The organism is Rhizobium sp. SVR5-2C (assembly GCF_056755115.1).
This window is the reverse complement of sequence record NZ_JBNDHT010000102.1, coordinates 1-25,565: the sequence shown is the minus strand read 5'-3', so window position 1 is coordinate 25,565 and position 25,565 is coordinate 1. Positions and strand designations below refer to the sequence as shown.

25 protein-coding genes are annotated in these 25,565 nt (G+C 61.1%); 17 read left to right on the top strand and 8 right to left on the bottom strand.

The features are described from left to right. The 7 genes from ACPYOI_RS24690 to ACPYOI_RS24660 all read left to right on the top strand — a co-directional run. On the top strand, positions 1–186 hold a 186-nt coding region (locus ACPYOI_RS24690; protein ID WP_481423474.1), incomplete at its 5' end, for a hypothetical protein. 249 nt (positions 187–435) lie between these two features. Next, positions 436–624: a periplasmic nitrate reductase, NapE protein gene (gene napE, locus ACPYOI_RS24685; protein ID WP_481417778.1), complete on the top strand. Its 189-nt coding sequence runs from the start codon at positions 436–438 to the stop codon at positions 622–624. A 5-nt stretch (positions 625–629) separates the two neighbouring features. Beyond that, positions 630–953, top strand: coding sequence for a 4Fe-4S dicluster domain-containing protein (locus ACPYOI_RS24680; RefSeq protein WP_481417777.1), 324 nt, complete (start codon positions 630–632; stop codon positions 951–953). Then, entirely contained in the window at positions 946–1,227 is a 282-nt protein-coding gene (locus ACPYOI_RS24675) for a chaperone NapD (protein ID WP_481417776.1), read from the top strand. Before ACPYOI_RS24680 ends, ACPYOI_RS24675 begins: the two co-directional genes overlap by 8 nt. Continuing rightward, positions 1,202–3,706: a periplasmic nitrate reductase subunit alpha gene (napA, locus tag ACPYOI_RS24670; RefSeq protein WP_481423473.1), complete on the top strand. Its 2,505-nt coding sequence runs from the start codon at positions 1,202–1,204 to the stop codon at positions 3,704–3,706. Before ACPYOI_RS24675 ends, napA begins: the two co-directional genes overlap by 26 nt. After that, positions 3,676–4,179, top strand: a complete 504-nt coding sequence (locus ACPYOI_RS24665) for a nitrate reductase cytochrome c-type subunit (protein WP_481417775.1) — start codon at positions 3,676–3,678, stop codon at positions 4,177–4,179. Before napA ends, ACPYOI_RS24665 begins: the two co-directional genes overlap by 31 nt. A gap of 4 nt (positions 4,180–4,183) precedes the next feature. Continuing rightward, positions 4,184–4,894: a NapC/NirT family cytochrome c gene (locus tag ACPYOI_RS24660; RefSeq protein ID WP_481423472.1), complete on the top strand. Its 711-nt coding sequence runs from the start codon at positions 4,184–4,186 to the stop codon at positions 4,892–4,894. Positions 4,895–4,971: 77 nt separating this feature from the next. On the opposite strand, the gene ACPYOI_RS24655 is transcribed toward ACPYOI_RS24660, so the two are convergent. Further along, positions 4,972–6,186 (bottom strand): alpha/beta hydrolase, encoded by a 1,215-nt coding sequence (locus tag ACPYOI_RS24655; RefSeq protein WP_481417773.1) that lies wholly within the window; start codon positions 6,184–6,186, stop codon positions 4,972–4,974. Positions 6,187–6,581: 395 nt separating this feature from the next. After that, positions 6,582–7,238: a TetR/AcrR family transcriptional regulator gene (locus ACPYOI_RS24650; RefSeq protein ID WP_481417772.1), complete on the bottom strand. Its 657-nt coding sequence runs from the start codon at positions 7,236–7,238 to the stop codon at positions 6,582–6,584. Positions 7,239–7,362: 124 nt separating this feature from the next. Here ACPYOI_RS24650 and ACPYOI_RS24645 point away from each other — a divergent pair, with 124 nt between their 5' ends. The 6 genes from ACPYOI_RS24645 (at position 7,363) to ACPYOI_RS24620 (ending at position 13,996) form a co-directional block, all read left to right on the top strand. After that, entirely contained in the window at positions 7,363–8,556 is a 1,194-nt protein-coding gene (locus tag ACPYOI_RS24645; protein ID WP_481417771.1) for an HlyD family secretion protein, read from the top strand. A 23-nt stretch (positions 8,557–8,579) separates the two neighbouring features. Then, positions 8,580–10,163, top strand: a complete 1,584-nt coding sequence (locus tag ACPYOI_RS24640) for a DHA2 family efflux MFS transporter permease subunit (protein WP_481417770.1) — start codon at positions 8,580–8,582, stop codon at positions 10,161–10,163. Positions 10,164–10,509: 346 nt separating this feature from the next. After that, on the top strand, positions 10,510–11,541 hold the full coding sequence (locus ACPYOI_RS24635; protein ID WP_481417793.1) for an ABC transporter substrate-binding protein: 1,032 nt from the start codon (positions 10,510–10,512) through the stop codon (positions 11,539–11,541). 11 nt (positions 11,542–11,552) lie between these two features. After that, the gene (locus ACPYOI_RS24630) at positions 11,553–12,398 is read left to right on the top strand and encodes an ABC transporter ATP-binding protein (RefSeq protein WP_168832108.1); all 846 of its coding nucleotides are present in this window, start codon (positions 11,553–11,555) and stop codon (positions 12,396–12,398) included. Continuing rightward, positions 12,395–13,219: an ABC transporter permease gene (locus ACPYOI_RS24625; RefSeq protein ID WP_481417769.1), complete on the top strand. Its 825-nt coding sequence runs from the start codon at positions 12,395–12,397 to the stop codon at positions 13,217–13,219. Before ACPYOI_RS24630 ends, ACPYOI_RS24625 begins: the two co-directional genes overlap by 4 nt. Before the next feature lie 87 nt (positions 13,220–13,306). After that, positions 13,307–13,996 (top strand): class II aldolase/adducin family protein, encoded by a 690-nt coding sequence (locus tag ACPYOI_RS24620; RefSeq protein WP_481417768.1) that lies wholly within the window; start codon positions 13,307–13,309, stop codon positions 13,994–13,996. A 65-nt stretch (positions 13,997–14,061) separates the two neighbouring features. Here the strand turns inward: ACPYOI_RS24620 and ACPYOI_RS24615 are convergent, their stop codons facing one another. The 5 genes from ACPYOI_RS24615 to ACPYOI_RS24595 all read right to left on the bottom strand — a co-directional run bounded on the left by ACPYOI_RS24615 (position 14,062) and on the right by ACPYOI_RS24595 (position 18,228). Next, positions 14,062–14,817 (bottom strand): IclR family transcriptional regulator, encoded by a 756-nt coding sequence (locus ACPYOI_RS24615; protein ID WP_481417792.1) that lies wholly within the window; start codon positions 14,815–14,817, stop codon positions 14,062–14,064. Positions 14,818–15,219: 402 nt separating this feature from the next. Continuing rightward, positions 15,220–15,999, bottom strand: a complete 780-nt coding sequence (locus tag ACPYOI_RS24610; protein ID WP_481417767.1) for an amino acid ABC transporter ATP-binding protein — start codon at positions 15,997–15,999, stop codon at positions 15,220–15,222. Positions 16,000–16,030: 31 nt separating this feature from the next. Then, a complete protein-coding gene (locus tag ACPYOI_RS24605) occupies positions 16,031–16,834 on the bottom strand; it encodes a transporter substrate-binding domain-containing protein (protein ID WP_481417766.1) in 804 nt (267 codons plus the stop codon). Positions 16,835–16,884: 50 nt separating this feature from the next. Then, positions 16,885–17,541: an amino acid ABC transporter permease gene (locus tag ACPYOI_RS24600; RefSeq protein ID WP_481417791.1), complete on the bottom strand. Its 657-nt coding sequence runs from the start codon at positions 17,539–17,541 to the stop codon at positions 16,885–16,887. An 18-nt stretch (positions 17,542–17,559) separates the two neighbouring features. Continuing rightward, entirely contained in the window at positions 17,560–18,228 is a 669-nt protein-coding gene (locus tag ACPYOI_RS24595; protein ID WP_481417765.1) for an amino acid ABC transporter permease, read from the bottom strand. Between the two features lie 403 nt (positions 18,229–18,631). Between ACPYOI_RS24595 and ACPYOI_RS24590 the strand changes: the two genes are divergently transcribed. From ACPYOI_RS24590 to ACPYOI_RS24575, 4 genes are all read left to right on the top strand, one after another. Next, positions 18,632–19,669, top strand: a complete 1,038-nt coding sequence (locus ACPYOI_RS24590; protein WP_481417764.1) for a LacI family DNA-binding transcriptional regulator — start codon at positions 18,632–18,634, stop codon at positions 19,667–19,669. Between the two features lie 107 nt (positions 19,670–19,776). After that, positions 19,777–21,387 carry an acyl CoA:acetate/3-ketoacid CoA transferase gene (locus ACPYOI_RS24585; RefSeq protein WP_481417763.1) on the top strand — a complete coding sequence of 537 codons (1,611 nt, stop codon included), beginning with the start codon at positions 19,777–19,779 and terminating at the stop codon, positions 21,385–21,387. Continuing rightward, positions 21,384–22,160 carry an enoyl-CoA hydratase/isomerase family protein gene (locus ACPYOI_RS24580; protein WP_481417762.1) on the top strand — a complete coding sequence of 259 codons (777 nt, stop codon included), beginning with the start codon at positions 21,384–21,386 and terminating at the stop codon, positions 22,158–22,160. Before ACPYOI_RS24585 ends, ACPYOI_RS24580 begins: the two co-directional genes overlap by 4 nt. A 90-nt stretch (positions 22,161–22,250) precedes the next feature. Beyond that, positions 22,251–24,335, top strand: coding sequence for an FAD-binding protein (locus ACPYOI_RS24575; protein WP_481417761.1), 2,085 nt, complete (start codon positions 22,251–22,253; stop codon positions 24,333–24,335). Positions 24,336–24,430: 95 nt separating this feature from the next. Here ACPYOI_RS24575 and ACPYOI_RS24570 read toward each other — a convergent pair. After that, positions 24,431–25,565, bottom strand: a 1,135-nt coding sequence (locus ACPYOI_RS24570; protein ID WP_481423471.1) for an aminotransferase class III-fold pyridoxal phosphate-dependent enzyme, incomplete at its 5' end; no start/stop codon positions are given.

Below are 25,565 nucleotides of genomic sequence, written 5' to 3'. Positions count from 1 at the left end.
CCATACATTCATCGGATCGATGCGGATGCGGTACCAGCAAAATATCCGGCAATCAACACATACATTCTGTATATTGTATGGGTGCGACAAACTGCGCGCGTAAGGTCGAAAAGCGAACGGGCCGCGTCGCAAGCTTTTCGGGCCTGGCTGCCCGCGAGGATGCACGGACAAAAGCCGGACAATTGAAGCATGGATCATATTGGCGATGGCCCGGCATGGGCGCTACGCCTGAACTAGCGGGACTTCGACGTCGATGAGAGCGCGCTCAAACCGGTGGGTGCTTGGGTATGCGCTCACGATCGACGACCCACGACCGGCTAGGCTTCCATAGAGTCTCCGTGATGCTACATAGGCTCGGTTCATTTCCTTGTTATCTTTGCTGGTGCCATCCCAAGAGGTTGGCCTGGCGAGCATTCAATTCTGGAAGGGGCCCGAATGGTTGTTCCAGCGAATAGCAACCGAAGGCTCGGCGCTCCGCGCACACGCAAGGCGGAACTCCTGATTTTTTTGAGCCTTGCCTTTGGAGTTTGGCCTATCCTGGCCGTCGCTTTCGTCGGTGGCTACGGTTTCTTGGTCTGGATCTTCCAGATCATTTTCGGCCCTCCCGGACCTCCGGGGCATTGAAGGCGATGGCCATGGCGACGAGATTGCTTTCGCGGAGACAACTTCTGGGCGGCCACTGTGCCCATCCGGGCGGCGCGCTTCGATCTGGCGCCTCGTTGCCTCTAATAGCAACGATAGGCGAGCGATGTCTGGGAATGAGTTTCGTCGCCTGTCAGTGTTGCAGGGACGTCTGCCCCCAACAGGCAATCAATTTTCGCCCGCGCTTGGGCGGCCCTTTCGTTCCGACCATCGACGAGAGCATCTGCACCGGGTGCGGCGAGTGTCTGGAGAGCTGCCCGGTCGGTGCGGTGGTGCTGCGAAGCGTCGAAGCGGAGCGTGTCGATGTCTGAGGGCGCCCAATGGCACATCTCAAGCGCAGTCGTGATGGTCAAACCCGGCTCATTGGAGCCTACGCTCGCTTCGCTTGCGCAAATGCCGGGGGTGGAAGTGCATGGCCACGCGAGGGGGAAGATCATCGTTGTCATCGAGGGCGAGGGGCCAAACGTCCTGGGGGACCGGCTTCATCGCATATCGCTGCTCGACGGCGTGATCAGCGCCAACATGGTCTTCGAGCATGTCGAACGGGGGGAGAATCAGGATGTCCGGAGAACTGAGCCGACGTGACATTCTTAAAGCCCAGGCGGCCGGAATTGCCGCGATTGCCGCAGGAATTGCACTCCCGGCTCGCGCACAGCCCGTGCCCGGCGGGGTCGAGGCATTGCAGATCAAGTGGTCGAAAGCACCCTGCCGCTTCTGCGGGACGGGGTGCGGCGTCATGGTCGGCGTCAAGGAAGGGCAGGTCGTTGCAACGCACGGCGACATGCAGGCCGAGGTCAATCGGGGGCTGAACTGCATCAAGGGCTACTTCCTGTCCAAGATCATGTACGGCGAAGATCGGCTCCAGACCCCGCTTTTGCGCAAGCGCAACGGCATCTACGCCAAGGACGGCGAATTCGAGCCGGTGAGCTGGGATGAGGCGTTCGATGTGATGGCCGCGCAATGCAAGCGGGTCCTGAAGGAGAAGGGGCCAACGGCGGTCGGAATGTTCGGCTCCGGCCAATGGACGATTTTCGAAGGCTATGCGGCGACCAAGCTGATGCGCGCGGGCCTTCGGTCAAACAACCTAGACCCCAATGCCCGTCATTGCATGGCGTCAGCCGCCTACGCATTCATGCGCACCTTCGGCATGGACGAACCAATGGGCTGCTACGACGATTTCGAGAACGCCGACGCGTTCGTGCTTTGGGGTTCGAACATGGCCGAAATGCACCCGATCCTCTGGACCCGCGTTGCGGATCGCCGCCTTGGCCAGCCGCATGTCCGGGTCGCCGTTCTTTCAACATTCACCCACCGGAGCATGGACCTCGCCGACATTCCAATCATTTTTAAGCCCGGCACCGATCTGGTCATCCTGAACTACATTGCCAACCACATCATTCAAACTAATCGCGTCAACCAAGACTTCGTCACCAAGCACACGACGTTTGCGAAGGGTGTCACCGACATCGGCTACGGGCTGCGTCCTGACAATCCTCGCGAAACCGGAGCTGCCAATGCGGCCGATCCCGCGAAGACGGAGCCGATCGATTTCGAGCAATTCAAGGCCTTCGTCTCCGATTACACGCTCAAGAAGACCGCCGAGATGACAGGAGTCGATCCGCAGTTTCTCGAGCAACTCGCCGAGCTATATGCGGATCCCAACCGCAAGGTCATGTCGCTGTGGACCATGGGCTTTAACCAGCATGTGCGGGGCGTGTGGGCCAACCAGATGGTCTACAACCTTCATCTGCTGACCGGGAAAATCTCCGAGCCTGGCAACAGCCCGTTTTCCCTGACTGGACAGCCGTCGGCCTGCGGCACGGCGCGAGAGGTAGGGACTTTCGCGCATCGCCTGCCTGCAGACATGACCGTCACCAATCCCGAACATCGCGAGCACGCGGAGGAGATCTGGCGGATCCCCCACGGCATCATTCCCGAGAAACCCGGCTACCACGCCGTCCAGCAGGATCGCATGCTCAAGGACGGAAAGCTCAATTTCTATTGGGTGCAGGTCAACAACAACGTGCAGGCTGGTCCCAACACCGCCAACGAGACTTGGCAGGGATACCGGAACCCGGAAAACTTCATTGTCGTGTCTGACGTCTACCCGACGGTGACGGCAATGAGCGCCGATCTGATCCTTCCCGCGGCGATGTGGGTTGAGAAGGAGGGCGCTTACGGCAATGCGGAACGCCGCACCCATGTCTGGCACCAGCTTGTCCAAGCCAAGGGCGAAGCCCGTTCCGATCTCTGGCAGCTCGCCGAGTTTTCGAAACGCTTCACGACCGACGAGGTCTGGCCCGCGGATATCCTCGATGCCAATGCCCAGTATCGTGGCAAGACATTGTTCGACGTTCTGTTTCGCAACGGCCAGGTCGATCAGTTTCCGCTCAGCGAGATCAGTGACGAATACGACAACAGCGAGGCCAAGGCGTTTGGGTTCTACATCCAGAAAGGGTTGTTTGAGGAATACGCGTCGTTCGGTCGTGGGCACGGTCACGACCTCGCACCCTACGACATGTACCACGAGGTCCGCGGATTGCGCTGGCCGGTGGTCAACGGAAAGGAGACGCTCTGGCGCTATCGCGAGGGCTTCGATCCCTACGTCAAGCCGGGCGAGGGTGTGAGATTCTATGGGAAGCCGGACGGCAAGGCGGTGATCTTCGCCGCTCCCTATGAGCCCCCGGCCGAACCGCCGGATGAGGAATTCGACTTCTGGCTGGTCACAGGGCGCGTGCTTGAGCACTGGCATTCCGGATCCATGACGATGCGAGTGCCCGAACTCTACAAGGCGTTTCCGGGTGCGCGTTGTTTCATGAATGCCGAGGACGCGCGCGCGCGCGGCATCAATCAGGGAGCCGAAGTCAGGATCGTTTCGCGGCGGGGTGAGATCCGTTCACGCGTCGATACTCGAGGCAGAAACCGCATGCCGTCCGGCGTGATCTTCGTTCCCTGGTTCGATGCCAGCCAGCTCATCAACAAGGTCACGCTTGACGCGACCGACCCGATCTCCAAACAGACGGATTTCAAGAAATGCGCGGTCAAGATCCTTCCCGTGGCCTGATCCGAGATTCTAGAGGCCGGCTCTTCGCCCTCGTCGGGCTGGTGTTCGTGGCGACGGCCGCAGGCGGCCAGATGCTGCAGCAGGAGGTGCCTCAGCTCGAAGGCCCGACACCATCGATGGCGGTTATCGGGGCCGCGCCGCTTCCCAGGTGGGTTGTCGACGATCAGCGTCGAATGCGAGCATATCCGGATCAGCCGCCGATCATCCCGCACTCGATCGAGGGCTATGAGCTTTCGGTCAATGCCAACAGATGCTTGTCCTGCCATAAGCGGGAATTCACCCAGGACTCCGGGGCGCCGATGATCAGCGTGACCCACTACATGACGCGTGACGGCCAAATGCTCGCGGACGTATCGCCCAGGCGATACTTCTGCACCGCCTGCCATGTGCCACAAGCCGATACCCGCAATCTCGTGGTCAACAAATTCAAGGATATGAGCGAACTGGGCATCAAGCCCGCCGGAAGCGAGTGATCCGATGATTTTGTGGCTCAAGAAGATACTACTCCGGGCCTGGTCGATCCTGACCACGCCCGCGGCGACCATCGGCCTGGGAGTCCTCACGCTCGGGGGCTTCATCGGAGGCGTCATGTTCTGGGGCGCATTCAATACCGCGCTGGAGCTTACCAATACCGAGAAGTTCTGCGTTTCGTGTCACGAGATGCACGACAACGTCTACCAGGAGCTGACGCGGACCATCCACTTCTCCAACCGCTCCGGCGTGCGGGCCACGTGCCCGGATTGCCACGTGCCGCACAACTGGACAGACAAGATCGCCCGCAAGATGCAGGCGTCGAAAGAGGTGTGGGGAAAGATATTCGGCACCATCGATACGAGACCGGAGTTTCTCGCAAAACGCCTCGAACTTGCGCAGCACGAGTGGGCGCGAATGAAAGCCAACGATAGCCTCGAGTGCCGCAACTGCCACTCGTCAGTCGCGATGGATCTCCAAAAACAGGCACCGCGTTCCGCCGACATTCATTCCCGGTACCTGCTTCCCGGAAAGGCGACGTGTATCGATTGCCACAAGGGGATCGCTCACGAACTTCCCAACATGCAGGGCGTCGATCCGGGCTGGAAGATGCCGAGGGAAGTCGAAGGCAAGGAGATGACCGCTGCCTCGGCGATAGATGGTCTCGAAAGGGCGATGGCCGAGGTACATGCTGCCGTCGTCCACGCCGTTCCATGACCCGAACAAAGCATGTGAAGCGCCCTGCGTTCCGAGGCGTCGCCGCGTTCGCCTGCTACGCGCGGGGTCGTAGCCTTTTATTGCGTCAGCGTTTGCGGCTTCAGGTCGCCTTCAAGCGTCTCATCGGCCGGAAGCGGCTTCCTTCTCTGCATAAGGGGCTGCTCCACGATCGTGGCCGGGACCGCAACGGCTGTCGCAGCAACGGTGCCGATATTGGTTACCGTCCCGCCGACGACAGCCGTAATGCCTTGAGCCAGCGTGACCTTGGAATCGGTGAGCGTCTGGCCCGTCATCAGGCGCTCGCCGATGAGCTGGACGATCTCCGGGCTTTCGGCGAACTTGCCGTGATTAAGGCGATCCCCGGTTTTCACCTTCGTCAGGTCAATGGCAGTGATGCCGGCTCTCTCCAGCTTCGTGCGATAAGGCTCTTCGGCCGGGTTGATGGCACCGAGGCGCGACACGCGTCCGGTGATGAAGCTCGAGATCGCCAGGGCCCTATCATCCTGGGAGACGAAGATCGTGAACTTCGGCCGCGGCTCTCCCATCTCGACGTACTGCTTGGCAAAAACCTGGATGTCGATGTCTGGCGAGGCAAGGATGACATTGTGGATCTTCGGGTTCACGTGACCATCACGGATGCCCATCTGCCGCAAGGATTCCATGGCAAGCCAGGTCCCCATTGAATGGGCCATGATGGTGATGTCCTTGACATCGCGATCGGCGGCAAGAGTGCGAAGCGCCTGCTCCAAGGCGGTGCGCGAATAATTCGTGCTTTCCTTGTCGTATTCGTAGGCGGTGACCTCCGCTCTCGACGGCCAGGTGAACAGCAGTGGCGTCGCCTGCATCTTGCTGTCGTGCACGATCTGGGCCAGCCGGAAAACTGAATCCTCGTAGGTGTTGTTGAAGCCATGGATGAAAACGAGCGCATGCCCGCCGTTCACATGCTGCCGGAACCAGGTACGCCCTTCGGCCACGGTATCTATCTGCTGGACATTGGTCACGGCAAAGTCCGTCGCCGGGTTGGGCGGCAGGCGCTGCGGCCATTGCACTGTTCCAGGTTCGCGCTTGGGCGGGATCGAAACCGATATCTGGGTGAGATGCGGCTTCGGGCTTCTCTCGCCGTTGAAGAGCGTCGCAGGATCTCCGGATGGCTCGCGTGTCGTCGCAACCAGCATGTCGACCTTGGACGTCGGCGGGGCGGATGCAGAAAGCGAGACCGGCGTCATGACGCCACTGGGATGTCCGCAACTTGTGAGGAAAACTAGAAAAAGAGCTGCACTGCGCTTTGCCATTCACGCGTTCCCGCAACTAACTCGAGATGGGGCCTCTTTCAGAGATGGACGCTAACATCCTGTTCGACCTGACGCCCGTAGAATCTCGTAGCATCTATCGCTGTAGCTGCTGGGTCGTTGCGGAAATGCAACAGAGGCTGCGGCCGCAGTACCATCAGGTTACGCGAAATGGGCGGAGCTATCCTCGATCGCGATGTCACCGCATGCAGGCCCTGATGGATCTCTCCGTTCAGAACCGGGTGACGCCGTCATCGACGAAGAGTTCTATATCGCCGGTTGTCCTGCATGCATTTGCCGCGCCGCTTCCGAGAACGAGCCGGTCTCAACGACTCTGGACGCGAGGTCGATCCGATCACCTCGCACTACTTCTGTAGCTACACGGCGGTGCGCTGCCCTTATGTTCGGTTCTTTGCAACGCCGTTCAGAAAGATATCAGCGCACATCCGTGCTCGCGCAGCGATCTCCTCGATGCTTGGTACCGGTTGCTGACCCAGCATGGCGGCGCGCTGAGGTTCCATGATCATCATTCCGCGCAGCATGCCACAGGCGGCATGCGGATCTTCGAGTGCGATCGTGCCGCGATCGACCTGCTGGCGCAGCCAGTTCTCCATCAATGTGTTGGTCCGGACGATCGCCTGCTCGTAGAAGGAGGTCGCAAGCTCCGGAAAGCGGTCTGACTCGCCAATAACGAGCCGCATGATGGTGACAGTGTCGCCGGCAAGCGCCAGCATGCCATAATCCGTCAGCATCCGCTCCAGCGCCTGCCGCAAATCTGCTACCGCAAGCGTCCTTGCGTCCTGCGCGAGCAGAAACCGGCCGGTGCGAGCGGAGATCAGGTCCGAAAAGAGATCGCCCTTCGTCGGGAAAAGCCGGTAGAGCGTTTTCGTGGAGACGCCTGCCTCCTGTGCTATGTCGGAAATGCACGCTGCCGCATAACCCTTCTCGTGGAACTGCTTGCTTGCAGCCTCGATGATCACGCGCCGCGTGTCATCGTCGCATCGCACCTGCGGCCGGCCGCGGGATCTCTTCACGTCTTCGTTATTTTGGAACATAACCATTTTCCAAATTTTTGTTGACTTCAATTTTATACGGCATATTTTGGAAAACGTCAAATTTCCTATTTCGACACCAGAGGCCGCAGCCCGATGAGACCGCGACCGGGATCCGGAGAAAGCAATGACTATCCAGAAGCTGCATGCCCTGAACAACAATAGCGTCCCGATCTCTGAAGCCGTCGCGGAAGCCTCTCCAGAAACGCTTGAAACAGGCAAGCCGCTCCGCGTTGCCGAGGCAGCTACTCCGCCCGCCGCCGAGCCGTCCCGCAAGCGGCCGGGCAGGGCGCTGTTGCTTGGCGCAAGCGCCCTCGTGCTGCTAGCGGCCGGCGTCTACTACGGCCACGACTACTGGACCGTCGGTCGCTTCCTTGTTTCGACTGACGATGCTTACGTAAAGGCCGATAACAGTACGATCGCCCCGAAGGTATCCGGCTATATCGCCGAGGTGCTCGTCAAGGACAACGAAGCGGTCAAGACCGGCCAACCGCTTGCGCGCATCGATGACCGGGATTTCAGAGCAGCGCTTGATCAGGCCAAGGCGGATGTTTCCGCCGCCGCCGCGACGCTCAATGCCAAGCAGGCGGCTCTAGACATTCAACAGTCGACGATCGCCGCTGCCCGCGCCACCGTCGAGGTCGATAAAGCCAACGAGACTTTTGCTGAGCAGAACAACAAGCGCTATGCGAGCCTTGCGACCAACGGTTACGCCCCGGTTCAGACGGCCCAGCAGGCAGCCTCGCAGATTGCGGCGGCACAGGCTACCATCGTGCGCGACAGTGCGGCTCTCGATGCTGCCGTCAAGCAGGTCGATCTCCTGAATGCCGAAGTTGCCCAGGCAAAGGCAGATGTTGCCCGCAGCCAGGCCGTGGAGCGTCAGGCCGAGCTCAATCTGTCCTATGCCACAATCGTGGCTCCGGTCGATGGCACGGTCGGCAATCGGACGCTTCGCGTTGGCCAGTATGTCCAGGCCGGCACCCAATTGATGTCGGTCGTCCCGACCAGTGCGGCCTACGTGATTGCCAACTATAAGGAAACGCAACTGACCGACGTGCACGCCGGCCAGCCGGTCGATATCGAAGTCGATATGTTCCCGGGCCGCACCTATCACGGCCATGTCGACAGCATCGCGCCGGCGAGCGGCCAGGAATTCGCCCTGCTGCCGCCTGATAACGCCACCGGCAATTTCACCAAGGTCGTCCAGCGCATCCCGGTGAAGATCATTCTTGATGGCGACAGCGCCGCCTCCGGCGATCTTCGCCCCGGCATGTCCGTCCAGCCGAGCATCGGCACCAAGGCCGATGCCGATCGCAAGTAACGCGAGGGCGTGGAGATCGTGTCATGTCCAATATCGCAACAACCGCCATCGCGGCACCGCAGCCGCGCGCCAGCACCAAGGAATGGATTGCCGTTCTCGCCGGCATGATCGGCGCCTTTATGGCGATCCTCAATATCCAGATCACCAATGCCTCGCTGCTCGACATCGAGGGCGGCATCGGCACCGGCGTCGACAACGGCGCGTGGATCTCGACGTCTTATCTGATCGGCGAGATCGTCGTCATTCCGCTCACCGCCTATTTCAGCAGCGTCTTCTCGTTTCGGCGCTACATCCTGGTGAATTCCGTCCTCTTCCCGCTGTTTTCGATGGCGTGTGCCTTCGCGCACGACCTCGGCACAATGATTGTGATGCGCGGCCTGCAGGGATTCGCCGGTGGTGTGTTGATTCCCATGGCCTTCACCATGGTTTTGACCAAGCTGCCGAAGAGCCAACAGCCGCTCGGCCTCGCGCTCTTTGCGCTGTCCGTCACCTTCGCGCCGGCGATCGGTCCGACGATCGGCGGCTACCTCACCGAAAACTACGGCTGGCAGACGATCTTCTTCATTAATACTGTCCCCAGCGCCGTCATGGCGATTGCTCTTGCCTTGACGCTCGAGAAGCAGCCGATGCAGCTGCATTTGCTGAAGGAAGGGGACTGGGCGGGCATCGTCACTATGGCGATCGGCCTTTCTGCCCTGCAGACGGTGCTCGAGGAAGGTAACAAGGATGACTGGTTCTCCTCGCCCTTCATCGTCAAACTCAGCATTGTTGCCTTTGTCTTCCTCGCGGCTTTCATCTGGATCGAGCTGAAGGTCGAAAAGCCGTTGGTGAAGCTACGGTTGCTGAAGCAGCGCAACTTCGGCATCGGCGTGCTCGTCAATGTACTGGTGGGCGTCGCTCTCTTCGGCACTGTCTATATCCTGCCGCAATATCTCGGCCAGGTGCAGCGCTACAATGCCGAGCAGATCGGCAACGTACTTGCCTGGACCGGCTTGCCGCAGCTTCTGCTGATCCCGCTGGTGCCGGTGCTGATGAAGCGCTTCGACGTCCGCTACATCGGCTTCATCGGTATCTCGATCTTCGCGGTGAGCTGCTTCATGAACATCACGCTCTCGGCCGACAATGCCGGTGACCAGTTCTGGATCCCGAACATCGTGCGCGCCATCGGCCAGGCCCTGGTGCTGACCCCGATCACTGCGATCACGACGGCCGGTATTGCGCCGTCCGATGCAGCGGCCGCCTCGGGGCTGACGAACATGCTGCGCAACCTCGGCGGCGCCGTCGGCACGGCAACGCTTGGCACGATCCTGACCAAGCGCGAGCAGTTCCATTCCAATATCATCGGCCAGTCGGTGACGCTGGCGCGCGACGAGGTCCGCGCCCGCCTAGGCCAAACGACCAACTATTTCCTGGCGCACGGCGTCTCCGACCCGGCCGTCGCCACCCAGAAAGCCATCGTCGCCCTGGGCCAAATCGTCAAACGCCAGGCCCTCATCCTTGGCTTCAGCGATACTTTCGCGGTGATCGGCACCGTGCTTGCCATTGCCGCCCTTGCCCTGCTGCTCACCCAAAAGCCAAGTGCAGGCGGGGGCGCTGGCGCCCACTGAGCACCTGCCGCCCTGCTTTGCGGTTACCGACGTGCCATGGTTTGACGCGAGGCAGATGAACGGCCTCGCGGATTTCTTTGATGCACCGAAACAACGGATTGCGGACCGCTGAAGCAGGCGGACGCAAGCCGTTGAAGCCGTAACAAAATCCCCGCATCAGCCGGTAGGCTCCCGTGATTCAACGCAGATGTGATCCGCAGAAACATTTGACAGAGGCCGATATCGCCTGTAGTTTCGCGAAATAGGAACATCGTTCCCTATAGCAGAACATCGATGGAATTTTTGGCGGGGCAGGAAAAGCCGGTCGCGCAGATGTTCATTCAACGCGGAGGAAAATGTGAACAAGATGATTCTGAGCGCCGCCCTCGTCGGGTGGATGTCATTGGGCTGTCTGCAGGCAAACGCGGCAGACATGACGACGGTTAACGTCGGAATTGCGAACTCAAGCAGCGACGTCGCCTTCTTCATCGCTGACAAGAAGGGCTACTTCCACGATGAAGGCATCGATGCGAAGTTCATCCCGTTCGATTCTGGAGCAAAGATGGTGGCTCCGTTGGGCGCCGGCCAGCTTGACGTGGCAGGCGGATCGCCTTCAGCCGGCCTCTACAATGCCGTAGCCAGAGGCATCGGCATCAAGATCGTCGCCGACAAGGGCTCGACGCCCCCCGGATACGGCTACCAGCCGCTCTTGATCCGCAAGGACCTTATCGATAGCGGCAAGTTCAAGAGCCTCGCCGACCTCAAGGGCATGAAGGTCGCCGGCAGTGCCAATGGCAGCGCCTCGACCTCCACCATGAACGAAGCACTGAAGAAGGGCGGCCTGAAGCCGGCCGACGTCGAGCGCCTCTTTCTCTCCTTCCCCCAGCATGTGCTGGCGCTCGAAAACAAGGCGGTCGATGCCGCGTTGACGACGGAGCCATCCGCATCGGAGGCGGTGCGCCGCGGAGCTGCCGTGCGCTTCATGGGAGACGATGAAATCTATCCGAACCACCAGCTCGCCGTCGTGCTCTATTCCAGCACTTTCGCGCAGGATCATCATGACGCGGCCGAAGCGTTCATGCGCGCCTATATCCGAGCCGTGCGCGACTACAACAACGCCCTTTCCAACGGCAAGCTCGCCGGCCCGAATGCCGCCGAAGTGATCTCGATCCTGACCGAATACACCTCGATCAAGGATCCGGAGACCTTCCGCACGATCGTGCCGCAGGGCACAAATCCGGATGGCAAGCTGAACCTCGCAAGTCTTCAAACCGATCTTGATTTCTTCAAGTCCGAAGGCGTGATGGAAGGCGGCGATGTCTCGCTCGACAAGGTCGTCGATGCCTCCTTCGCCGAAGACGCCGTCAAGAAGCTCGGCGCCTACCAGCCGCAGAAATAAAGGATAGCGACATGGCGAGATCCCCCCATCTTCGCAGTCTGCCGGAGGCATCCCACGAGACGCAGACGAAAATCCGGCTGCGCAACCTCACGAAATCCTTCGAGACGCCGGCCGGGACCATGACAGCGCTCGACAACGTCTCGCTGGACATCGCCGAAGGCTGTTTCTTCATGATCGTCGGCCCGAGCGGCTGCGGCAAGACCACGTTGCTGCGCATCCTCGCCAATCTGGAAACGGCGACCTCGGGCAGCGTCGAGATCACCGCGCCGGCGCAGAACCGGCCCGGCAACTCCATGGTCTTCCAAGGCGATTCCCTGTTTCCCTGGATGACCGTTTGGGACAACGCGTCCTACGGGCTGCGCCTGCGGCACGTTCCGAAGGCGCAGATCAAGGAAGTGGTCGGCCACTATCTGGACCGGACGGGACTGACCCGCTTCGCGCAAGCCTATCCCCACCAGCTTTCCGGTGGCATGCGCCAGCGCGTATCGATCGCCCGCGCTTTCGCGAACGATCCGGACATCCTCTTGATGGACGAACCGTTCTCGGCGCTGGACGAGCAGAACAAGCTGCTGCTGCAGGAAGAACTGCTGCGCATCTGGGAGGAAACCCGCAAGACGGTTCTCTTCATCACGCACAGCGTCGATGAAGCCGTTACTCTCGGCGACCGGGTGATGGTCATGTCGGCCCAGCCCGGGCGCGCCAAGGAGATTGTGGACGTTCCCTTTGAACGTCCACGCTCCGTGCTCGAATTGCGGTCGCGCCCGGCCTACGGCGAATTCGTGTACTCGATCTGGGGTCAGCTGCGCGACGAAGTACAGCGCGCCCGTTCACGCGATCTTGGGGAGACGAAGGCATGAGCATCGCAAACACCACGCAGGCCGGCAGCAAGGCCGCCCGCCCGAAGAAGGGACTTTTTGCCGCCGAAAACCGCGACCGGATGATCAGCATCGCCTCGCCGTTGGTGCTGCTGCTCGTCTGGCAGATCGCGGCGCAGGTTGGCTTGATCGACCAACGCTTCTTTCCGGCGCCGTCGAAGATCTTTTCCAGCTTCCTGTCGCTCGTTGCCGACGGTTCGCTCTGGAGCAACACCTGGGCGACGCTGCAGCGGCTCTTCTGGGGCACGCTCGTCGGCGGCATTCCGGCGCTGCTCCTCGGCGTGGCGGTCGGTCTGTCGCGGCCGCTGAGGGCCATGGTCGATCCGCTGATCTCGGCCACCTATCCCGTGCCGAAGAGCGCGATCTTCCCGCTGCTTCTGCTGGTCTTCGGGCTCGGCGAAGGCTCGAAGATCGCCATGGTCGCGATCGGCGTCTTCTATCCGGTGCTGATCAACACGGCGACCGGCGTTCTGGAGATCAACAAGATCTTTCTCGACGTGGGGCGCAATTACGGTGCCAACCGCTGGCAGGTGTTCACCACCATCGCCTTGCCTGGGGCGGTGCCGCACATCATGAGCGGCATCAAGCTCGGCCTCGGCCTCGGCCTGATGCTGATCGCGATTGCCGAGATGATCGGCTCCAAGAGCGGGCTCGGCTACATGATCTGGAACGCTTGGGAACTGCTTTCCGTCGAGCAGATGTATGTCGGCCTGCTCGTCATCGCTTTCCTGGGCTACGTGATCTCCGTCATCCTGACCGAGTTCGAGCGCAAGCTCGTGCCCTGGAAGAAAACCGCACGATAACCTCCCAAGCCTGACCACAAGAGCGGCCGCCATCCGGGCGGCCGCAACCGTTCCGGGCACTCGTGCCCCTGTTATCGGACCGCTACCATGACGAAAAATACCGAAGACCGGCATAACCTCGCCCGCGCGATCCTGATGCTTGAGCGCGCCGGCATCATCGACTTCAACGGCCATGCCAGCATGCGCCTGCCGGACGGCGATGGCATGCTGATCAATTCCGGCGCCTCGGTGCGCAGCGCGCTCACAGCGGACGACATCGTTGCTGTCGACTTCGACGGCCGGCCGATCGACGGTGGTCCCGTGCCGCCGATGGAATTCCACATCCACTCGGAAATCTACCGCCGCCGCCCTGACGTCAACGCCGTCATCCACGCCCATCCGCTTTGGTCGACGCTTTTCAGCTCGACGGGAAAACCGGTCAAGCCTGTCATCATGCAGGCCGCTGTGCTGGGCGAAATCCGGGAATTCCCAACCATCGCCTCGATCAACACCAAGGCGCTGGGCGAGGAACTCGCTACCACGCTCGGCGAACGGCGCGTCGCGCTGTTGAAATCCCATGGCGCGGTCATTGCAGCCGGCAACATCCTCGAGGCCTTCGTGCTCGCCGTCTACCTGGAAGAAAACGCCGAGCGACAGCACCGCGCCGAACAGATCGGCGAGCCGGCAGTTCTCACCAAAGAAGAGGTCGCCGTCATTTCTTCGAACCTCTGGAAACCGCATTTGCTACAGAAGGTGTGGGATTATCACGCTGCAAAACTCGACCGGGTTGGCCAGTGAGCATCGATATCTTGGCCGGAGAGTTGCGTCCTTGAAGCACGCCCGCTGCAAGCCTGCCGGCGCTGCTATCGCAGGACTAGCCTCAGCGCCCTCTGTGTCTCTCGTAGCAGCGGCAGATAGCGGGCTGGCATCTCGGCGGCCGGCACGTGGGCTGCCGGAGCGCCGATATTGATCGCCGCGACCGTTTGCCCGCGGTCGTTCTCGACGGGGACCGCAATCGAGCAGAGGCCGATCTCCAGTTCCTGGTCGATGACCGCATAGCCTTGCTCGCGCACGTGCCGGAACTCCGTGAGCAGTTCTTCCACGTCCGTCTTGGTGTTCGGCGTATTGGGCTTGAGGTCGGTGCGGGCGAGGATTGCTCTGGCTTCGGTTTCCGGGAGCGAGGCAAGCAGGACGCGGCCCATCGATGCGCAGAAAGCCGGCAAGCGGCTGCCGGGCGTCAGGTTGATCGACATGACCCGGCGCTGCGAGGCGCGCGCGACGTAGACGATCTCTGTACCATCGAGCACTGAAGCCGAGGCACTTTGCCCGGCTTTCTCGGACAGTTGATCGAGATGCGGCTGGATAAGGACGGGCAGGGGTGTCGCCGAGAGGTAGGCGTGCCCGAGCCGCAGGATCCTCGGCGTCAGCGTGAAGAACTTGCCATCGTAGTCGGCATAGCCGAGTTCGGCCAGCGTCAGCAGCGAGCGGCGGGTCGTGGCGCGGTCCAGCCCGGTGAGTTTCGAGGCGTCAGTAATGGACAGGCGCTGATGCGTTTCGCCAAACGCCTCGATGACCTTCAAGCCGCGAGCGAAGCCGCTGACGAAATCCGTTTCCCGCATCATCGACATTGCACTTTTGATTTGTCCCTACGATGAAATCTCATCATTGTTTTTACTGCAAAATTTCAAACATGTATCTCTTTGTTTTGGGTATTTTGTGCCGATTGGCGTGTCCAGCATAATTTCATGATATTCAGGCTGTCGAGAGATCCTTGGGAATGACCTCAAAGAGGCGATGATCAACTGCCCTGTACCGTGGCTGATCAGTGCAATTGTCACGATCCATGCCTTGCTTCTTCAGCAATCCGACCAGCAATCGGCTGAAGGAAATTGTGAGGCGTCTAGGCGCTACGCCTCGCCCGCGCGCACGACGCTCTCGATGAGCGAGTCGCAGATCTTAACGAACGGTGCTGGCAATCGTCGTGCGCTGTCGCTCGCGCGGGCGCTGACTAGTTCTTCGCCCTAGGAAATCTGGCCGAGGAAGGTCTTCAGGCGCTCGTTCTTCGGATTGCCGAAGAATTCGTCCGGCGCGCCCACTTCGAGGATCTCGCCGCGGTCCATGAAGATCACCCGGTCGGCGACCTGGCGTGCGAAGCCCATTTCATGGGTGACGCAGAGCATGGTCATGCCTTCCTTGGCAAGGTCGATCATCGTGTCGAGCACCTCCTTGACCATTTCCGGGTCAAGCGCCGAGGTCGGCTCGTCGAAGAGCATGATCTTCGGGTTCATGCACAGCGCACGGGCAATCGCCACGCGCTGCTGCTGGCCGCCGGAAAGCTGCGCCGGGTATTTTTCCGCCTGCTCGGGAATGCGCACCCGCTCCAGGAATTTGCGGGCGGTCTTTTCCGCCTCGGCCTTCGAGATGCCGCGCACCTTCATCGGCGCCAGGGTGCAGTTTTCCAGCACCGTCATATGCGGGAAGAGGTTGAACTGCTGGAAGACCATGCCGGTCTCTTGCCGCACGATATCGACATTCTTGCCGCCGGCGGTCAGATCATGGCCGTCGACGACGATCCGGCCCTTCTGGATCGTCTCGAGCTGGTTGATGCAGCGGATCAGCGTCGACTTGCCGGAACCGGAAGGGCCGCAGATGACGATCCGCTCCCCCCGGTTGACCGAAAGCTCGACGTCCTTCAGCGCGTGGAAGCCGCCATACCACTTGTCGACGCCTTCCATCCTGACAGCCAGATCGGAAGCTCCCCGCACGCCTGCTGCGGATGTATTTGCGCGGATCTCATTCATACGAGGAACTCCTTTCCTGTGTATTCCAGCCTTAGTTCTTGGCGTCTTTCACGAACTGCGGGAGTGGCGAACCGAGCCACTTCTCATGGATCTTCTCCAACTCTCCGTCGTTCATGGCCTTGACGATGAAGTCGTTGATCGCTGACTGCAGTTCCGGATTGCCCTTACGCATTGCGATGCCCTGCAACTGCTGATTAAAGACGAACTTCTGGTCGAAGCGGCCGGGAGCGGCCTTTTCGATCTGGGCAAAGACCACGTTGGAGACGCCCATCAGTTCGACCTGGCCGGAGAGGAGTGCCTGGACCGCGCTGGCATCGTCGTCGAAACGCTGAATTGTCGCATCCTTCGGAGCGATCTTGGTCAGCGCCGTGTCCTGCGTCGACGCCCGCGCAACGCCGATCGTCTTGCCGGACAGATCTTCGGCCTTGGTGACGTTGGCGTCCTTCACGCCGAAGACGCCGATCGAGATACCAGCGTAGGGGCGGCTGTAGTCGATACTCTTCTTCCGCTCCTCCGTGATACCCAGGCCCGCGATCAGGATATCGACCTGATTGCTCTGCAGGTACGGGATGCGGTTCGGGCCGCTGACGGGCACGATCTGGATATCGACACCCCATTCCTTGCCGAGCAGCTTGGCGACGTCGGCGTCATAGCCGTCCGGCTCGTTGTTTGCGTTTGTGAGGCCGAAGGGCGGGAAGTCGACCAGCATGCCGATCTTCAACGTTCCTGCCTTCTTGATGCTGTCGACGGTCTGCGCCGCCGCCGTCGTTGCCACTGCACCAACGATCAGGCCCGCGCCAATCGCGGCCAACATCATGCGTCTCGAAATGCTCATGCTCCTACCCTTTCGGTTATGCCGGGATATCTCCCTCCGGCGCGGGCCCCTCAACGTTTCGTTGCCAGGGAGAATTGACGTTCCATGCGTCCGGCGAGCAGCGAGAGCGGCCAGCAGAGGACGAAATAGACCGCAGCCACCGTGGAAAAGACCAGGAAGGGGCTGAAGGTCGCATTGTTGATGATCTGGCCCTGACGGGTCAGCTCGGTGAAGCCGATGATCGCCGCCAGCGACGTGCCCTTGATGAGCTGCACGAGGAAGCCAACCGTCGGCGCGACAGCGATCTTCGTCGCCTGCGGCAGGATCACGTAGCGCATGCGGTTGTAATAGCGCAGCCCGAGAGCGGTGGCAGCTTCCCGCTGTCCTGATGGAACGGCTTCGATGCACCCGCGCCAGATTTCGCCGAGGAACGCGCTGGCGTGCAGCGTGAAGGCGAAGGCAGCCGCAATCCAGGGATTGATGCCGAAACCCAGGATGTTGAGGCCGAAGAAGACCAGGAAGAGCTGCATCAGCAGCGGCGTGCCCTGGAAGATACGGATGAAGCCCGTCGCAATGAGCCGCGGCCATTTCGTGTCGGAGACGCGCACGAGCGCAATGAACAGGCCGCCGACGCCACCGCAGGCGAAGGCGATCGCCGACAGTGCGATCGTCCACTGTGCCGCGAGCACGATGATCCAGAGTTCATTGATACCGAAAGGTCTGATCAAAGGCATTGGTCGATCTCCTTATCGGCTCAACGGGTATTTGAAGGCCGCCTTCTGGATCACCGCGAAGATCGCGGAGAAGCCGATGGACATGGCGAGATAGAGCAGCGTCACGACGATATAGACCTCGAAGCTCGCAAAGGTCGCCGACTGCAGGTCGTTGCCCGCGGCAGCAAGGTCGTCGGCAGAGATTGCCGAGACGACGCTCGAGGTCAGCATCAGATAGATGAACTGGCTGGTGAGCGCCGGATAGACCGTGCGCAGCGCCGGCTTCAGTATGATGTAGCGGAAGACCTGCAGCTTGGACAGGCCGAGGGCCGTGCCTGCCTCCATCTGCCCTTTCTGGATAGACTCGATTCCGGCGCGGATGATCTCCGTGCCATAGGCGCCGAAATTGACGACGAGCGCAAGAAGCGCTGCGCTGTTTGGCGTCAAACGAAGACCCAGCGACGGAAGGCCGAAGAAGATGAAGAAGATCTGCACGAGGAAGGGCGTGTTGCGGATGATCTCGATATAGCCGTTGATCACCCAGCGCAGCGGCGCGACGTTCGACGTCTTGGCCGAGGCGCAGATGATCGAGACGATCAGGCCGAGCAACATCGCCGCACAGGAGAGCTGAATCGTCAGCCATGCACCGTAGAGCAGCTTGTCGATGCCCTCCAATACGGGCGCGAAGTTGAAAACGTACATGGACATTCCTCCTGCTCAACGTCATTCGAAAGGGGCACAGCATCCCCGAAGGGCTCGTGTATTGCGGCCCGAGAATGCAGACGCCTCCCTCGCCACCATGCTTTCATCAGCCGGCTCCCATGCAAGCCGGCATCGCTCTTTCCCCCTTGTGCCGAGACACATAAATTGGAACGTTCTAAGTTGCAAGCATCTTTTCTTGTTGTTTTGAGAATCGTCGTAGAGGTTCGTGAATCCCCATTCGGTCGGTCATGCGTACTTTAACCGCCTGAAACAACTAATAAATGTTTGCTAGCACGCGGTTCGCGAGATCTGTTTAATAGGAAACCGATCAGCGAATATCACTTGACAAACTTGGAACGTTCCAATTATTTTTCCACCATAAGCGACCGGGAAGGAGGGGAATATGGCTAAGGGGCGAGTCACTGTCGTCGACATCGCCGAGGCGGCTGGCGTCTCCAAATCGACCGTCTCGCTGGTTCTGCAAGGCTCGTCATTGGTCAAGAGCGCAACTCGCGCGAAGGTCCTCGAGGTGATGAGCGCGCTCGGTTACGTATACAACCGGGGGGCCGCGAATCTTCGTCAGACGAACGCCAGTTCCAGCATCATCGGGGTGGTCGTAAACGACCTTACGAACAACTTCTTCGCGGAACTCGCGGTGGGCGTGGACATGGTCGTGCAGTCGGCAGGCTTTGTTCAGTTCCTCTCGAACACGAGCGAGAGCATCGACCGGCAGCGTGAGGTGATCTCTTCGATGCGCGAGCATGGCATTTCAGGATTGCTTGTCTCGCCGGCCCGCGCGACGGAAGCCGCTGACTTCAAGCCTCTCGTGGCAGCCGGAATTCCAGTCGTCGTCGTCGTGCGAAGCCTTCCCGGGGCGAAGGTCTCCTCGGTGGTCGCGGACAACGCCAACGGCGTGGCGATGGCCGTCAGGCATCTGGTGTCGTTGGGACACAGGCGGATTGCTTTTCTCGGCGGGTTCCCGGACACGGCTGTCTTCGACGAGCGCATGCAGGGATACCAGACGGCCATAAAGGCCAGCGGCATCGAGTTCGATCAGAAGCTTGTCGTGCCTGGCCCGCCATCGAGGGCCGGGGGTATCGATGCGATCGGACGTGCCTTGACGATCGACGACCGCCCGACCGCGGCGGTGTGCTTCAACGACGCCGTCGCCTTCGGCGCATGCGACGGGTTGCGCGCCCGCCGGATGGAGCCGGGACAGGACTTCGCCGTGGTTGGATTCGACGACGTCATCGAGGCAAGGTCGGCGGTTCCGGCACTCACCACGATTTCCGTCGATCCGCAGGCCATGGGCAGGCGTGCCGCGCAGCTACTCCTCAAGCAGATCAGCGCAGGCAAGACCGAACCGGAAAGCGTCGTGACGGCGGTCCGACTTGTCGTCCGCGAGAGCTGCGGCGCGAAGAACGGGCGAACAGCCGCCTAACAGGGCAGACTTCCGTCTCCCAGATGGGGACAGGCCGTAGGCGTCGTTTCAACGTCGCGCGGCTATCCAGGTATGAAACCATGCAAACAGGACGAAAAGTTATCCATATGAGCAAGCACCTATCCCCGGCCGAAGCCGCCGAACTGATCCCCGACGGCGCGATCGTATCGGTCTCGTCGTCAAGCGGCCTCGGCTGCCCGGACCTCATGCTCAAGGCGATCGGCGAGCGGTTCGACGCCACTGGACACCCTCGGAACCTCACGACGCTGCATCCGATCGCGGCAGGCGACATGAGCGGGATCAAGGGCGTCGATCACATCGCCAAGAAGGGTCTGCTGGCCAAGATCATCGGTGGGTCCTATCCGTCCGGCCCCTCCAGCGCCGAACCTCCGCTCATCTGGCAGATGATCACTGGCAACGAGATTCCTGCCTATAACATCCCATCCGGCCTTCTGTTCGACATGCATCGCGAAGCCGCCGCGAAGCGTCCCGGCGTGATCACCAAGGTCGGCCTCGACACCTTCGCCGATCCGTCGCGACAGGGCTGCGCAATGAACGAGGCTGCGGCCGGTGAGCCTGTGGTGAAGAAGATCGCATTCGAAGGCGAGGAATATCTCTACTTCCCCGCCATCGCCCCTCAGGTCGCGATCATTCGCGCGACGACGGCGGACGAGCGCGGAAACCTCACATACGAGCATGAGGGCGCCTATCTCGGCGGGCTCGACCAGGCGCTCGCTGCACGAAACAATGGCGGCATCGTCATCGCTCAGGTCAAGCGCATCACGGCCGAGGGCAGTCTCAAGCCTCACGACGTCCGCGTCCCCGGCATGCTTGTCGACTACGTCGTCGTCGATCCCGACCAGAAGCAGACGACCCAGACGCTCTACGATCCGGCCATTTCCGGTGAGATCTTCCGGCCACTCGACACGTTCCGGGTGCCCGAATTCAACATCCAGAAGGTCGTCGCCCGTCGCGTGGCGCAGGAACTGCAGGCGGGAAGCTGCGTCAACCTCGGCTTCGGCATTTCTGCGAACGTGCCAAGAGTGCTTATCGAGGAGGGACTGCACGGCAAGGTCACATGGGTGATCGAGCAGGGTGCCGTCGGCGGCGTTCCGCTTCTCGACTTTGCTTTCGGTTGTGCCTCGAATGCCGACGCCTTCATGCCGTCGCCCTATCAGTTCACCTATTTCCAGGGTGCAGGCTTTGACGCATCCCTCCTGTCCTTCCTGGAGATTGGCAAGGACGGCTCCGTCAACGTCTCCAAGCTCTCCTTCCGTCCGCATGTGACGGCCGGCGCGGGCGGGTTCGTGGACATCACCGCTCGGGCGAAGAAGATCGTCTTCTCCGGCATGTTCAACGCAGGGGCAAAGCTCGGGATCGCCGACGGCAAGCTTGTGATCGAGAAGGAAGGCAAGCTGAAGAAGCTGGTCAACGAGGTCGAGCACGTGACTTTTTCGGGTAGACGCGCCGTTGAGCAGGGCCAGGACGTCACCTATGTCACGGAGCGCTGCGTCATGAAGCTGACGCCCGAGGGTGTCGTCCTCACCGAGATCGCGCTAGGCGTCGACCTGCAGACCCACATCCTCGACCAGTCGGAGTTTCCGCTGATCGTTTCCGATAATCTGAAGGTCATGGACGCGAAGCTCTTCAAAGAGGCGAATATCGGCCTCTCCCTGCCCGAAAGGGGCGCCCGCGTTCTGGAAGGAGCACGTCAATGAGCGGCACCGTAAAGGTTCACATCGAGGCGCACGTCGCGACCTTGACGGTCTCGCGACCGGAGAAGCTGAACGCTCTCGACCTCGACATGCTTAAGGCGCTCTCGGAAGCGGCCGACACCGTGGATGCCAATCCCGAGGTTCGCGTGGCGATCCTGACGGGAGAAGGAAAAGGCTTCTCCGCGGGCGGCGATATCAAGGCTTGGGGGGCCATGCAGCCGCAGAAGTTCGGCCACGACTGGGTCCGTTACGGACATCGCGTCTTCGAAAGGCTTGCGGTCCTTCGCGTCCCGCTGATCGCCGCCCTCAACGGCCATGCGCTCGGTGGAGGGCTGGAGCTGGCGGGCGTGGCGGACATCCGTATAGCAGAAGAGCAGATCAAGATCGGACTTCCGGAGACGGGTCTCGGCATGGTTCCCGGCTGGTCCGGGACCCAGCGCCTCGTCAAACGCTTCGGGGCCCAGGTCGTACGCCGGATGGCGCTTGGTGGCGAAATCTTCACCGCCGCCGAGGCCATGCAACTTGGGATCGTGGACACCGTGACGTCGACGGGCAACGCCGTGGGCGCTGCCACAGAATACGCTCAACGGATCGCGACGAGGGGTCCCGCCGCAATCGAGATTGTGAAGCTTATGATCGCGTCGGCGAGCGGCGAGGACAATGGTTCCGCCGTCGAGGCACTCGGATCGATCCTGGCGGCGAAGACAGGAGATCTCAGGGAGGGCGTCGCCTCGTTCACCGAGAAGCGGCCAGCCAAGTTCGAAGGCGCCTGGTAGCGACCAATCCATCATCGACCATGGGCGGCGGCAGCCCGTGGTCCTCGGCCTCATTGCGACTTACGGCCTTCCAGCAAGGACTAGAGATCCATGACTATCGATGTTCCTCAACACATCCTGGACGCCCTCACGGACGTCGACATGCCGAAACTTCTTCCGGAAGCCGCAGCCACCGAAACGGTGAATCTCGGCGGGATCGATGTGCCGCTCTATCGAGCCGGTTGCGTCGTGGTCGGATCCGGCGCCGCCGGACTGCGGGCGGCGGTCGAGATGAAGCGTCGCGGCGACGACGTCGTCATCGTGAGCCAGAGCGCCTGGGGAGGAACTTCCGCCTGTTCCGGTTCGGACAAGCAGACCCTCCATACGGGGAACACCGCCGACCAGGGCGACAATTTCAAGGCGATGGCCCGCGCCATCCGAGCGGGCGGCGCCATGGACGAGGACACGGCCTATGTCGAGGCGGTTGGTTCCGCACGCATGATGGCCTCGTTGCAATTCCTTGGCTTGCCGCTCCCGCAGGACCCGCTCGGCGGCACGCTGAGATATCAGACCGACCACGACGAGGTGGGACGAGCCACGAGCTGCGGCCCACGGACGTCCCGTCTCATGGTCAAGGTTCTGTCCGAGGAGGCGATCCGCCTCGACATCCCGTTCTACAACCATACGACAGCGGCCAAGCTCCTAACGGAGGGCGAAGGCGACGGACGCCGCGTGGTAGGTGTCTTGGCGGTTCGCGTAAACGATCGAACCGAAGCGAATCCTCTCGGGCTTGCATTGTTTGCCTCCCCGGTAGTCGTGCTCGCGGCAGGCGGGCCGGGCGAGCTCTATCGCGACAGCGTCTATCCGAACGGTTGCTTCGGTTCGCTGGGCCTCGCGCTCGAGGCAGGCATCGAGCTGGTAAATTTGACGGAAAGCCAGTTCGGTATCGGCACGCGGCGTGAAGGATTCCCGTGGAATCTCTCCGGAACCTACGTGCAGGCCATCCCTCACATCTATTCGGTTGACGCCGACGGAACCGAGCATCATTTCCTCGCGAAATACTATCGCACCACGCAGGAAATGGCGTCGAACATCTTCCGCAAAGGCTATCAATGGCCGTTCCACTCGACGCGAATGCTGGATTTTGGCTCGAGCCTCGTCGACCTGGCGATCTATCGCGAGACGGCCGCCGGCCGACGCGTCTTCATGGATTTCAATCGCAATCTCCTGCCTGTTCCAGGTGACCTGCCTTTCGATCTTGGCCGGCTCGACGACGATGTGAAGCGGTACCTTGGCAACGCGGGCGCGGGTCAGGATACGCCGATCCAGCGTCTACGACACATGAACCCGCTCGCGATCGAGCTGTACCGCCGCTACAAGGTCGACATCGCCGCAGAACCGCTCGAATTCGCCGTCAACAACCAGCACATGAACGGCGGGATCATGGTCGACGTCTGGGGCCGTAGCAGCCTTGCGGGCTGCTACGCGATCGGGGAGGCCGCGGGAACGCACGGGGTGACGCGCCCCGGCGGCGCCGCGCTCAACGCGGGTCAGGTCTTCGGCACGCGCGCCGCAGAGCACATCGGGGCGAGTGGCAAGGCAAAGACCGCATCGGCCGCCGACATACGAATTCCCGCGGGCGCGGCTCTTTCAGACGTGCTTTCGGTCGTGAAGCCCGACAGCTCCCTGTCCGTGAGGTCAATCCGGTCCGAGGTCCAGGCTCGGATGAGCGACAAGGCAGGCCTGATCTGCGACGGTGAGAGCGTCTCCGCCGCACTCGCGGCGGCGAGAAGCCTAAATGACCAAATCCGGCAGAATGGGATCGCCTACGAACGCGCCGGCGAGGCGGGTAGGGCGATCCAATGGCAGCAGATGGCACTCGCTTCGGAGGCGGTTCTGTCGGCCCTCGACCATTTCATCCGGAACGGAGGAGGGAGCCGGGGAGCACGGGCCATCTGCGACACGAAGGGCGAGTCGGTGCCGTTGACGAGTTCTGGCGCGCTTGAGGAATACCGTTTCCGGAAAGAGCGCGACGCCCATCGCGATGAGCAGATTGTTGTCCGCAGGCAAGGCGACGTCGTCAAGATCGCGGCTCGCGCCAACCGAAAATTCGATGAGAGCGCCAAGTCCTTCTTCGAGCGCGACTGGCCCGCATGGTTGACGGGACAGATCTATGATCTCGAAAAAAACTCCTAGAGATTGCCCCGTAGCATAGGGACCCCTGCGCGTCACAGGCCTTCCATCGGAAGTTCGGACCCCATGCTATAGGCCGGCACGGGGTCTGACGCAGCTTACCCCAGAACACCCTTGACCGCTTCCTTCACGGCTGCGACGACCTTGTCGGCCTCTTCCGGTGTAAGGCAGAGCGGCGGGGCAAAGCCCAGAATATCGCCCTGGGGCATGGCCCGCCCGATTACGCCCTGCTTGAGTAGGGCGGCTGCGACCTGAGGGCCGATCTTCTTCGCCGGATCGAAGAGGCGGCGCTCATCGCGATCCTCGACGAATTCGATCGCGCAGAGCATGCCTTCGCCGCGCACTTCGCCGACATGGGTATGGCCGCCGAGTGCTTCCCTCATGGCCTTGAGGAAATAGGCGCCTGTCTTGCCGGCATTTTCGACGAGGCCGAGTTCGTCGATCAGTTTCAGATTGGCGACGCCTGCCGCAGCCCCGATCGGATGGGCCGAATAGGTCCAGCCGTGCCCGATCGCGCCATTCTCGTCCGTGCCCCGTTCCAGAACCTTCCAGACCTTGTGTGAGACGACGGAGCTGGAAAGAGGGGCGTAGGCCGAGGTGAGGCCCTTGGCGATAGTGATCATGTCGGCTTCGATACCGTAGTGGTCGGAACCGAACATGGTGCCGAGACGGCCGAAACCGGTGACGACCTCGTCGGCGATCAGCAGGATGTCGTGCTTGCGCAGCACCTTCTGGATTGCATCCCAATATGCCGCCGGCGGGGGAACAATACCGCCCGTGCCGAGGACCGGCTCACCGATGAAGGCTGCGATGGTGTCGGCGCCTTCGCGCTCGATCAACTTTTCCAGTTCCGCCGCGCAATATGTCGAAAAATCCGCCTCGCTCATGGCGCCGTCCGGACGACGGTAATAGTATGGGGCCTCGGTATGGATCACCTGCGCCAGCGGCAGGTCGAACTTCTTGTGAAAGAGCTCCAGGCCGGTCAATGATCCCGTCATCAGTCCGGAACCATGATAGCCGCGCCAGCGCGAAATGATCTTCTTCTTCTCCGGCCTGCCGAGAATGTTGTTGTAGTACCAGATGAGCTTGACGTTCGTCTCGTTTGCGTCCGATCCGCCGAGCCCGAAATAGACTTTGGACATGTTCTTCGGTGCGCGGTCCAGGATCATCTTGGCGAGCGTGATCGAAGCTTCCGTCCCGTGGCCGACATAGGCATGATAGTAGGCGAGCTCT

Excerpts from the sequence above, each read along its gene's own strand:
- napE (WP_481417778.1), top strand. The coding sequence starts at position 436 with ATGGTTGTTCCAGCGAATAGCAACCGAAGGCTCGGCGCTCCGCGCACA.
- ACPYOI_RS24680 (WP_481417777.1), top strand. The coding sequence starts at position 630 with ATGGCCATGGCGACGAGATTGCTTTCGCGGAGACAACTTCTGGGCGGC.
- ACPYOI_RS24675 (WP_481417776.1), top strand. The coding sequence starts at position 946 with ATGTCTGAGGGCGCCCAATGGCACATCTCAAGCGCAGTCGTGATGGTC.
- napA (WP_481423473.1), top strand. The coding sequence starts at position 1,202 with ATGTCCGGAGAACTGAGCCGACGTGACATTCTTAAAGCCCAGGCGGCC.
- ACPYOI_RS24665 (WP_481417775.1), top strand. The coding sequence starts at position 3,676 with ATGCGCGGTCAAGATCCTTCCCGTGGCCTGATCCGAGATTCTAGAGGC.
- ACPYOI_RS24660 (WP_481423472.1), top strand. The coding sequence starts at position 4,184 with ATGATTTTGTGGCTCAAGAAGATACTACTCCGGGCCTGGTCGATCCTG.
- ACPYOI_RS24655 (WP_481417773.1), bottom strand. The coding sequence starts at position 6,186 with ATGGCAAAGCGCAGTGCAGCTCTTTTTCTAGTTTTCCTCACAAGTTGC.
- ACPYOI_RS24650 (WP_481417772.1), bottom strand. The coding sequence starts at position 7,238 with ATGTTCCAAAATAACGAAGACGTGAAGAGATCCCGCGGCCGGCCGCAG.
- ACPYOI_RS24645 (WP_481417771.1), top strand. The coding sequence starts at position 7,363 with ATGACTATCCAGAAGCTGCATGCCCTGAACAACAATAGCGTCCCGATC.
- ACPYOI_RS24640 (WP_481417770.1), top strand. The coding sequence starts at position 8,580 with ATGTCCAATATCGCAACAACCGCCATCGCGGCACCGCAGCCGCGCGCC.
- ACPYOI_RS24635 (WP_481417793.1), top strand. The coding sequence starts at position 10,510 with ATGATTCTGAGCGCCGCCCTCGTCGGGTGGATGTCATTGGGCTGTCTG.
- ACPYOI_RS24630 (WP_168832108.1), top strand. The coding sequence starts at position 11,553 with ATGGCGAGATCCCCCCATCTTCGCAGTCTGCCGGAGGCATCCCACGAG.
- ACPYOI_RS24625 (WP_481417769.1), top strand. The coding sequence starts at position 12,395 with ATGAGCATCGCAAACACCACGCAGGCCGGCAGCAAGGCCGCCCGCCCG.
- ACPYOI_RS24620 (WP_481417768.1), top strand. The coding sequence starts at position 13,307 with ATGACGAAAAATACCGAAGACCGGCATAACCTCGCCCGCGCGATCCTG.
- ACPYOI_RS24615 (WP_481417792.1), bottom strand. The coding sequence starts at position 14,817 with ATGCGGGAAACGGATTTCGTCAGCGGCTTCGCTCGCGGCTTGAAGGTC.
- ACPYOI_RS24610 (WP_481417767.1), bottom strand. The coding sequence starts at position 15,999 with ATGAATGAGATCCGCGCAAATACATCCGCAGCAGGCGTGCGGGGAGCT.
- ACPYOI_RS24605 (WP_481417766.1), bottom strand. The coding sequence starts at position 16,834 with ATGAGCATTTCGAGACGCATGATGTTGGCCGCGATTGGCGCGGGCCTG.
- ACPYOI_RS24595 (WP_481417765.1), bottom strand. The coding sequence starts at position 18,228 with ATGTACGTTTTCAACTTCGCGCCCGTATTGGAGGGCATCGACAAGCTG.
- ACPYOI_RS24590 (WP_481417764.1), top strand. The coding sequence starts at position 18,632 with ATGGCTAAGGGGCGAGTCACTGTCGTCGACATCGCCGAGGCGGCTGGC.
- ACPYOI_RS24585 (WP_481417763.1), top strand. The coding sequence starts at position 19,777 with ATGAGCAAGCACCTATCCCCGGCCGAAGCCGCCGAACTGATCCCCGAC.
- ACPYOI_RS24580 (WP_481417762.1), top strand. The coding sequence starts at position 21,384 with ATGAGCGGCACCGTAAAGGTTCACATCGAGGCGCACGTCGCGACCTTG.
- ACPYOI_RS24575 (WP_481417761.1), top strand. The coding sequence starts at position 22,251 with ATGACTATCGATGTTCCTCAACACATCCTGGACGCCCTCACGGACGTC.